The following is a 10327-nucleotide window of genomic DNA, read 5'->3' on the forward strand; positions in this document are numbered from 1 at the left end:
AAGGGGAAAGGTTTCAAATACATCCAAATCCCCTTACCCCTTAACCTTTTCCCAGACCACAAGGGAAGTTCATACTGCTTATCCTAACCGTATTGGGATGAGAGGAATGGGTGAGACAAGGAAGATGAGTAAAGCAGAGTAACCAGGGGAGGCTCTTGAGACAGGGAAAGATAACTCCCAACTCCTAACTCCTAACTCCTAACCCCCAACTCCCAACTCCCAACTCACAACTCCCAACTCCTAACTCCTCACTCCCCATGCCCCATGCCCCATGCCCTATTGCCCTATTCCCCATTTTCCACTGGAATGTTGATGGTTAATTCTGTGCCTTTGCCTAATTCTGAGGTGACTGTGAGTTTACCGTTGTGTTTTTCTTCGATAATCTGGCGGGAAATGGCTAATCCTAAACCTGTGCCTTTGCCTACTGGTTTGGTGGTAAATAAGTAATCAAACAATTTTTGCTTCACGTTTTCGGACATTCCTAGTCCGTTATCTTGAATGCGGATTAAGACATGATGCTGGTCTGGAGATAATCTCGTTTGAATTGTAATGCGATTGGGATTGTCTTTGATTTGTCGGAAAGTTCTTTCTTGGTGAGTTTCTTCTAAAGCATCAATGGCGTTGGCGAGGATATTCATAAATACTTGATTGAGTTGCCCCGGAAAGCATTTTATTGGGGGTAGATTGCCGTAATCTTTGACTATTTCAATGAGTGGGTGATGTTCGTTGCCTTTTAGTCGGTGTTTGAGGATGAGTAGTGTGCTATCAAGGCCTTCATGAACATTAAAAGGAACTTTGCGATCGCCATCACCTCTAGAGAAGATGCGGAGACTAGCGCTAATACCACGGATGCGATCGCTACCTTCTTTTAAGGAGGAGATGAGTTTGGGTAAGTCTTCTTGCAGGTAGTCTAAATCAATTTCGCTGATGACTTGTTCAATTTCGCCTCCTGGATGGGGAAAGGTTTGTTGATAAAGTTTGATTAATCTTAATAAGTCTTGAATGTAATTTTCAGCAGGTTTGAGGTTGCCTGCAATAAAGTTAATTGGGTTGTTAATCTCGTGGGCGATGCCTGTAACTAAGTTACCCAATGCCGACATTTTTTCTTTTTGCACGAGATTGTATTGTGTTTGTTGTAAATCGTGTAATGCTTTAGTTAATTGTGTTGTTTGTTCTTGAATGGTCATTAAATCGCGGTATGACCTTAAAGCAGCGATCGCAGTTGTAACTAACTTTTGCCGAGTCAGTTCTACCTTCAGTTTATAGTCATTAATATCATAGTTTAAAATCACCGATTCTTCTGGAGCATCTCCTGGTTGTCCGGTGCGTAAAATCACCCGCACAATCTGATTTTTTAATTCCTCCCGAATGTACTGAATTACCCTTAATCCAGCATCATTAGTTTCCATCACCACATCTAATAAAATAAATGCAGTATCCGAGTGTTCTGCAATTAATTTTTTTGCTTCTATTCCCGAAAAAGCAGAGATAAAGGTTAAAGGTTTACCTTGATATGTAAAACTTCTTAAAGCCAACTTTGTCGCCTGATGAACTTCAGCATCATCGTCTACTATCATCAGTTTCCAAGCTTCAGAAGTTTCCTGTATCTGACCTTTGAATTCCAACGAAGTTAATTGAATTTTCTGACTTGTATTATCTTCATCATCTTCAAACACAAATACTTCATCGTCTGTTGCTGAGAGAGACATGTGGGTATCGTTAACCATTTTCAACTAATTTTGTCATGGAAAATCAAAAACAGGAGATGGGGCAGAGGGTATTGAGAGTTAGGAGTTAGGAGTTTGGAGTTTGGAGTTTGGAGTTAGGAGTTTGGAGTTAAGAGTTAGGAGTTATTCTTCCCCTACCTCAAGAGCCTCGCCTCCCCTGGCCACCCTGCTTTCCTCATCTCCCTTGTCCCTCTCATCTCTCCAGTCAACAGTCATTAGTCATCAGTCATCAGTTACCATTCCCAACCTAGAGGTAATATGACTGTAAATAGAGTTCCCTTTTTTAGTTCACTGCGAACATCAATAGTACCTTGCAACTTTTGAACCACTAGGTTGTAAACAATATGCAGACCTAAACCACTACCCCCTTGCTGTCTGGCTGTGGTAAAGAATGGCTGAAAAATTTTGTTTAAGTTTTCTGGCGCAATGCCGCAACCATCATCACTGTATTCAATTACTATGTGGGTGTCTTGTTGTTGGACGTGAATCCGCAATTGTCCTGACTCCCCTGGTTGATAGGCATGAGTTAGGGAATTCATAACTAAGTTGGTGATGGTTTGCGCCAAAGCTCCAGGATAGCTGTTGATGCTCGCTGTTTCATCCCCTGTGACAATTAAGCTATGGGAGGCTTGTTTGAGTTTGGGAGTCAAACTAGTGATAATTTCTTCTAAATATTGCTTGACTAAAAATGTCCGTTGTTCCAAGCTGGTTTGGTCTACAGCTACTTGTTTGAAGCTTTGCACTAATTCTCCGGCACGATTGAGGTTGCTGAGAATCAATTTGGTGCTTTCTTGAGCAATTTCCAAATAATTGTTTAAAACTGAGCGCTTTAAACCTTGTTCCATTGATGCAATCAACAAACGAGTTTCGTCAGCTAAGGTGGAAGCAACTGTAATACTAGTACCCACTGGTGTGTTGATTTCATGAGCAACTCCAGCCACAAGACTTCCCAAAGCTGCCATTTTCTCTGATTCCACAAGTTGCTTTTGGGTAGCTTTGAGATCTTCTAGGGCTTGAGACAATTCTTGAGTGCGTTCGGCTACTTTTTGTTCTAAGGTATTGTATAAAGTAGCATTTTCCAGAGAAATAGCAGCTTGGGAAGAAAGTAGATTTACAATTTCTGTTTGTTCTGGGGTAAATGCTCCGGTTGTGAGATTATTTTCTAAGTAAACAATGGCAATCATTCTGTTTTGATTGAGGAGAGGAAAGCACAGAATAGATTTAGGTTGCTGTTGATGAATATAGGCATCGCGGGTGAAGTTACCTTCACGGGCAGCATCATGCAATACAACAGTATCTTTGGTGCGAATGACATAATCAATAATGGCAGTAGAAAGCATTGCCTCAGTTTGCCAGTGGATAGGTTCTGAAATGTGATTGGCATCTAAATCGAGAATTTTTGAGGCGGCAATTTGCCATTTATCTTGTTGCGGAAGTAGTAAATAACCCTTTTCTGCTCCAGCATTTTCAATGACAATTGTCATCAATTTTGTTAATAAAGTATCGAATTTTATTTCTCGTCCCAAAACCTGAGATGCTTTGATAAAACTCTTGATGTCTATAGATTTTGATAGGGTAGTGCTACTAGTAGAGATAGTTTTAGAGGTGGAAAAGTCAGATTTTTGAGGGGCTTGTTTGAAAAAATCAGGATGGCGTTGTTCTAAATCTTTAACTTTTGCTTTAGCACCCCAGCGAGCATAATTGTAATAAGCATTGAGTAGATATTCTTGGGCAATTTTATCTTTACCCCATTGCAAATAAAATCTAGCAGCGAGTTCATTTGCTATGGCTTGTTCGTTTAAATATTCATTTTCTGTGGCTAAAGCAATGGCGATATCGTACATTTCAATTGCTTCTGATTTTTGTCCTAAGACACGATGCCGTTCTGCTTCCACTAAATAAAATTTATGTAAATAATTTATTGGTACTTGTTGTGCCCATTTGTGCATTTGGGCTTGATTAGCTGTGACTTTTTCTAATAATTTTTTTTGTGCTGATGTATTAGCATCACCATACAAAGCTAAGGCTGTCAACGAATCATAGAAATTGAAAATTGGTACAATCACCATCCCCACTACTGCATCTAGACACTTTTCTAACTCTTGGGCGTTGGCTGTGGCTTGGGGAAAATCTTGGAAAAGATAGGACACAAAAAGCTGACAGCAATAAAAGTGGGCTAGGGCTGTGCGATCTTTAGTTTGCTTTAAGCGGGATAGTATTTGCTGTTGCTGACAAACTACGCTGCTTAAATCATCGGAATTCTCAGGTGTTTGCAGCAAATTCGAGGTTAGTTGCCAATGAATAGCTAAATAATCAAGAGCCGTTTTATTTTGCAATTTACTAAAGGCATGATAGTAGCTAGCAATTTGCTTTTCCAGTTCCACCAAGTTTTGTCCGCACCCCCAGGAATGTAGGCTATCATAGGCAGCACAAAAAGCTGTATGTTCCATATTTCCTTGGTCTCTACCAATTTGATAGGCTTCCCTCAAAAACTTGATGGTTTTCTGGAGTGGTTGTTGCCAATGGCAGATGCTAGCATGAAATGTCAAACTGACGGGACATTTGAGATTTTGAGCATCGTAGCGTTCTAACAAGCTCAAACTCAGTTGACCAAATTGATAGCCTAATGCAATTTCTCCCAAAGCACCACAGAGAATTAAACCATACATCACATAACCAATTGTTGATAGTGGTGTATTGCCGTGTTCCAGAGATAAATCCACCATCTTTAAAATCAGGAATGGCATTAGCTCATTTGCTTGGCGATAGCTAGATGCCATGATGCCAAAAAGAATTTGCATCGCTGCGAGTTGTTCAGCTTGCTGCATTTGTGGCAAGTTAATTAAGTCTTTGACTTCCCTACCCGCGAGACGATTTGCTGTTTGCTGTAAAACTTGGTTCAATTCTAAGGGACTGAGAGTAGAAGGAAAGTTAATCCCCAAAGCTTGCAACACTTCTAGACCAGTTGTATTAGCTGTTGGTAACTGATTTTGAATGGAAAAGGTTGCAATTTGAAGTTGATAAATTTTCAATTTATCTAGTAAAGTTTGAGCGTGTTGCAATACTTCTTCTACCCACACATTCATCTGTGTGAAATCACCACACACAAATGCTGCCTCTGCTGCTGACTCAGATAATGCCAAGGTGAGGTTATAGTTGCTTTGCCAAGAATCTGCTGCTAGTAATTTAATGCCGACTGAAAAATATGCCAAAGCTGCTTCATAAGCAGCTGCTACCTTAGCTTTACGTCCCGCCAATAAATTCAAATTGGCTAATTTATTTCGTTCTTGTTGGTTATTAATCAAATCTGCACCAATGTTTAATTGATTAACAATTTCAAAAATTTTATCTTCTTGGTCTGCGGCTGATGTATTATTCAACATCAGTCGTCCAATTTTCAAATGAGTTGCTTGTTTTCGGTCTTGGGAAATCAAAGAATAAGCCGCTTGTTGGACGCGATCGTGCTGAAATTTACAATTAATTTCGCTGGCTTTTTGGGCATTTCGGAAAAATTTCAGATGATATCGATTATTTAAAAAAACAATTAAGCCTTCTTGGAGTGCTGGGAATAAATCATCTAGGACTTGCTTTAGCGATCGCTCATAAATTACAGCCAATGTAGACAAATCAAAATTATTGCCAATACAAGCAGCTAGCTGCAAAATTTTCTGGGTTTCTGGTGCTAAATTGACAATCTTACCCATCATTAATTCTACAACATTTTGAGTAATTTCTTTAGCAGCAATTTGTTTTAAATTCCAACACCATTTTCTTTGTTGATAATCAAAATTCAGTAATGTTTCTGTATAAAGACATTTTAAAAATTCCGCCGTAAAAAAAGCATTACCTTGAGTTTTTTCATAAACTAAATTCGATAATCCATGAGTCAAGATGATTGAAGATGACAATGTTTCGGCAATTAAAGCATTCACATCCTTGGGAGTCAGGTTTTTGAGATGAATCTCAGATACAATTCCTCCATCCTTTTGGATTTCGTCAACAGTCATGACCAATGGATGAATTGTATCCACTTCATTATCTCGATAAGCTCCAATGATGAATAAATTTTGAATATCGTCATCGCATAAAATAATCTTTAGCAATTTCAACGAGGCACTATCAGCCCATTGCAAATCGTCAAGGAATAAAACTAAGGGATGTTCGTTCTGACAAATAGCTTTCAGAAAATTTTGAAAAACCAAATTAAAACGGTTCTGGGCTTCTTGTCCGCTTACTAAAGCCACGGGTGGTTGTTCGCCGATGACAAATTTCAAATTAGGAATAACATCAATTAAAACTTGTCCGTTATTACCCACAGCATTTAAGATTTTTACTTGCCATTGTTTTAAAATAGTTTCACTTTCAGTCAAAAATTGATTACACAAATCGTTAAATGCATAAGCAATGCCAAAATAGGGAATATTTTTTTGGTATTGGTCATATTTACCAGTAATAAAATTACCGCGTTTGGCTGTAATCGGTTTATGAATTTCATTAACTAAAGCTGACTTACCCACTCCAGAATAGCCAGCAATTAACATTAGTTCAGTGCTACCATTACTAACGCGATGAAAAGCCGTTAATAGTGTTTCTAATTCTTGTTCTCGTCCGTAAAGTTTTTGGGGAATTATAAAGCGATCGCACACATCTTCTCTTGCCAATGAAAAAACATCAATTCTGCCATTGGTTTGTAGTTGATGCAAACATTGTTCTAAATCTGCCTGAATACCGTAAGCTGATTGATAGCGGTCTTCAGCATTCTTAGCCATTAATTTCATCACAATGTCACACACAGCTTGAGGAATTTCTTTTTTGTTAGCAGTCCCCAGTCCCCAGTCCCTTAAAAGTGGCGGCTGTTTGGCAATATGACAATGAATTAATGCTAAGATATCATTTTCTGGAAACGGTACTTCTCCTGTGAGTAAATTATAGAATGTCACCCCCAGAGAATAGAAATCACTGCGATAATCAATCGCTCGATTCATGCGACCAGTTTGCTCAGGAGAAATATAAGTAATAGTCCCTTCTAAAATATGAGGATTTTTGAAAGATTGAGTTTCTCGTGACAGAACATTAGAAATCCCGAAATCAATAAATTTAATTTGTTTTGTATGAGGATTCAAAACAATATTTGCTGGATTGATATCTTTATGGATAATATTAGCAGCGTGAATTTCTCTCAGATTTTTGGCAATAGAAATACCCAATTTGAGAAAATGCTCTAATTCTATTTTTCCAGCCAATTGCAATTTAGCTAAGGAACTACCACCAAAGTCTTCTAACACTAAGACTGGTCGTTGTTGATGAATTTCCAAAGCGTAAATTTGCACAACTCCTGATAGATGGATATTGTGAATAATCTCATATTCTCGCTGGTAACAAGCAATGCTTTCTGGTGAAGGATAAGCTTCTCGGAGAGTTTTGAGTATTACAGGTTTGTTATCCGCTTCCCGGTAGCCTTTATAGATTACAGAATTGCTGCTTTCATAGATTTTTTCAATAATTTGATAGCCGGAAAGCGTCAGCATAGGTTGGGTACTCCTCAAAAGTGGCTTAATCCTATCCGAATGACTTTGTTAGAGTTAGTGTACCCATCAACTTGCTGGAGTCTTTAGCGGTGGGGAAGGGGAAATTATACAACAGCGCATGGTGGTTGACTGTTGACTGTTGACTGTGAACCGTCAACAATCAACAGTATTGTGTCGTAGGCTAACGCAGCCTAAATTAAAATTTTTGTCAGACTGTTGACATAAATTTTACTTACATCCTAGAGAGTCACGGGTATTTACACCAGTTTTAGAATTGACACCACTTGCCTTTTGACAAAGTTTTTTCACTTGTGTTCCATCTAAAACTGCATTGGTAAAATCAGCGCCAGTAACATCGACATCATTAAATATAGAACGCAGCATCATTGCATCACTTAAGACTGCATCGCTTAAATCAACGTTCTTAAATTTTGCCAGGTAGGCTATGCCATTACTAAAATCCGCACCATGCAGATTTACTCCCTCTAACACAGTACCGTTAAACACGACGCCGCGTAGGTCAGCATTGCTAAAGTTAGCATTTTCCAAATCAATATTAGTAAACTCAGTGCCGATTAAACTTTGGCCAGAGTAATCCTTGCTTTGAAAATCATCCCCGGCAGAACGGCTAATGCTGGAAGAACTTGCAGCTTGCGCTGAAAGGGGAAAAACAAAAAGAGCTATGGCTAAGATCAAGCTAGCGAGTATTTGCCGATACTTCATAATGTTAAATTAACAAATCTCAACATTTCCACCATTAACTATTAAACCTTAGTAGAGAGTGTTGATTGTTGATTGTTGACTGGGGACTGGTGACTGGTGAGACAAGGGAGATAAATTGCAACAATTATTTCGCCTTGTTCTGTTCGTCTTTGGTTTTTATGCAAAACCTAAAATCGAGAATTCTATATTCTGTCAAACAGGAAAGCATCTCGTAGGATAGAGAGATGTTAAAGTGCGATCGCATAAATACCTGTGGCTAATCAAGAAGATAACGCCCAAACCTTGGCGCGGACTGTTTTATATCAATTGGGTGTAGAACTCAAAGCACGCTTTACTAGCTTTGGTGGTTGGGAAATGCCGGTACAATTTAGTGGCATTAGTCGGGAACACGAAGCTGTGAGAAATACAGCCGGGATGTTCGATATTTCCCACATGGGCAAATTTACCCTCCAAGGGAAAAACCTCATATCCAAACTCCAGTCTTTAGTACCCTCAGACTTGAGTCGGTTGCAACCTCATCAAGCACAATACACTGTGTTGTTAAATCCCCAAGGGGGAATTATTGACGACATTATTGTTTATTATCAAGGTGAAGACACCAGTGGTACGCAAAGGGTATTGATTATAGTCAATGCGGCAACTACTGGCAAAGATAAAGCATGGCTATTGCAACACCTCGACCAAAATGAAGTGCAATTCCAAGACCTTTCGCCAGAAAAAGCTTTAATTGCTGTGCAAGGGCCAAAAGCTATTCAATATCTCCAACCTTTTGTAGAACAAGACTTGCAACCAATCAAAGCATTTGGTCATCTCCAAGCAACGGTATTGGGTAAACCTGCTTTCATCGCCCGCACAGGCTACACCGGTGAAGATGGATTTGAAGTAATGTTAGATTCTGATGTAGCAGTAGAATTGTGGCAAAGCCTTTATGATGCTGGCGTTATTCCTTGTGGACTCGGTGCGAGAGATACCCTACGGCTAGAAGCAGCAATGGCACTTTATGGGCAAGATATCGATGATACCACCACACCTTTAGAAGCGGGTTTGGGCTGGCTAGTTCACCTAGATACCAAAGGCGATTTTATTGGTAGACCAGTTTTAGAACAGCAAAAAGCTACGCGAGTACAGCGACGTTTGGTAGGTTTGCAAACCCAAGGACGTAACATTGCTCGTCATGGCTACCAAATTCTATCAGCCGGTAAAGTTGTAGGAGAAGTCACCAGCGGTACTTTATCCCCCACACTTGGTTATCCCATTGCCTTAGGCTACGTTCCCACCAAGGTAGCAACTGTTGGTCAACAATTAGAAGTTGATATTCGCGGTAAAGCTTACCCAGCTGTTGTGGTGAAACGTCCCTTCTATCGCTCAAAGAATCGTGTCGCGAACTGATAAGTGCTGAGGATTTTGAGGAATAATGTGTTTTGGGACTTCCAAGTAAAAATATTCCATAGAAGATTGTTGACTGTTGACTGTTGACTGTTAACAAAAGCCAGTGCCTTGGATGGGTTAAGAGGTTTGTACCTCTTTGGGGAAGCAAGCTACGCGCAGCTTCTCCCTTAGGAGAAGCAACTGGCGTTCAACGCTTTAAGCAGAATAATTTATTTTTTGGAGTTCCCTTTCAGTGGTGTCTAGTTCCGAGTAGTAAGTAAAGAAGTGAAAATCACATTTTTTCACTCATGGCTTGGCATCACTTGTATAAGTTAATCAATCTACAGCAAGGTTCATTATTGAATATGGCTTGGATGACTGTTAAGGCAATAAATTGTTCGACAAGGGAGAGGAAGTGATATGTCTTTTAATTATCCTCAAGATTTTAGATACTTAGATTCTCATGAATACGTGCGACTCGATGGTGATATTGCCACCATTGGGATTACTGAGTTTGCCGTCAATGAGTTGGGGGATATTGTGTTTTTGGAACTGCCAGAAATTGGCGATTTACTGACAAAAGGAGAGACATTTGGCACTATTGAATCAGTAAAAGCCGTTGAAGAATTAAATTCACCCGTGACAGGCACAGTAGTAGAACGCAACGATCCTTTGATTGAAGACCCCGAACAAATAGCAGATGACCCCTACGGTGAAGGATGGTTTTTAAAAGTGCGCGTCGATGACCTCGATGATGTAAACGATGCTTTAAGTGCTGATGAATACCGCGCTCAAGTAGAAGGGGAGTAGGGAATTGGGCATTGGGCATTGGGCACTTGTACTGAGCGTAGTCGTTGGCGCAGCCTCTCGCAGAGAAGTATTGGGCATTGGGCAAGCAGGAAGTGTGGGAGGTGTGGGAGGTGTGGGAGGTGTGGGAAGCATAAATTTTCTTTCTCCCCACACTCCCCTCTCTCCCCACAC

5 protein-coding genes are annotated in these 10327 nt (G+C 39.9%); 2 read left to right on the forward strand and 3 right to left on the reverse strand.

The features are described from left to right. Positions 1–284: 284 nt before the first annotated feature. The 3 genes from GNE10_RS25635 to GNE10_RS25645 all read right to left on the reverse strand — a co-directional run bounded on the left by GNE10_RS25635 (position 285) and on the right by GNE10_RS25645 (position 7978). Positions 285–1727, reverse strand: coding sequence for an ATP-binding protein (locus GNE10_RS25635; RefSeq protein WP_185567869.1), 1443 nt, complete (start codon positions 1725–1727; stop codon positions 285–287). 233 nt (positions 1728–1960) lie between these two features. Continuing rightward, positions 1961–7255, reverse strand: a complete 5295-nt coding sequence (locus GNE10_RS25640; RefSeq protein WP_185567872.1) for an AAA family ATPase — start codon at positions 7253–7255, stop codon at positions 1961–1963. A 228-nt stretch (positions 7256–7483) separates the two neighbouring features. Further along, the gene (locus GNE10_RS25645) at positions 7484–7978 is read right to left on the reverse strand and encodes a pentapeptide repeat-containing protein (protein ID WP_185567875.1); all 495 of its coding nucleotides are present in this window, start codon (positions 7976–7978) and stop codon (positions 7484–7486) included. A gap of 252 nt (positions 7979–8230) precedes the next feature. Here GNE10_RS25645 and gcvT point away from each other — a divergent pair, with 252 nt between their 5' ends. Together gcvT and gcvH are read left to right on the forward strand one after the other, a co-directional pair. Continuing rightward, entirely contained in the window at positions 8231–9367 is a 1137-nt protein-coding gene (gene gcvT, locus GNE10_RS25650; protein WP_185567878.1) for a glycine cleavage system aminomethyltransferase GcvT, read from the forward strand. 399 nt (positions 9368–9766) lie between these two features. Continuing rightward, the gene (gene gcvH / locus GNE10_RS25655) at positions 9767–10156 is read left to right on the forward strand and encodes a glycine cleavage system protein GcvH (RefSeq protein ID WP_185567881.1); all 390 of its coding nucleotides are present in this window, start codon (positions 9767–9769) and stop codon (positions 10154–10156) included. The last annotated feature ends 171 nt before the right edge of the window (positions 10157–10327 follow it).

The organism is Nostoc sp. 2RC (assembly GCF_014222165.1).
In the GTDB taxonomy this organism is placed as follows: Bacteria; Cyanobacteriota; Cyanobacteriia; order Cyanobacteriales; family Nostocaceae; genus Nostoc; species Nostoc linckia.

Bases quoted from the DNA above. Each gene is read 5' to 3' on its own strand.
- GNE10_RS25640 (WP_185567872.1), bottom strand. From the start codon at position 7,255: ATGCTGACGCTTTCCGGCTATCAAATTATTGAAAAAATCTATGAAAGC.
- gcvH (WP_185567881.1), top strand. From the start codon at position 9,767: ATGTCTTTTAATTATCCTCAAGATTTTAGATACTTAGATTCTCATGAA.
- GNE10_RS25645 (WP_185567875.1), bottom strand. From the start codon at position 7,978: ATGAAGTATCGGCAAATACTCGCTAGCTTGATCTTAGCCATAGCTCTT.
- GNE10_RS25635 (WP_185567869.1), bottom strand. From the start codon at position 1,727: ATGGTTAACGATACCCACATGTCTCTCTCAGCAACAGACGATGAAGTA.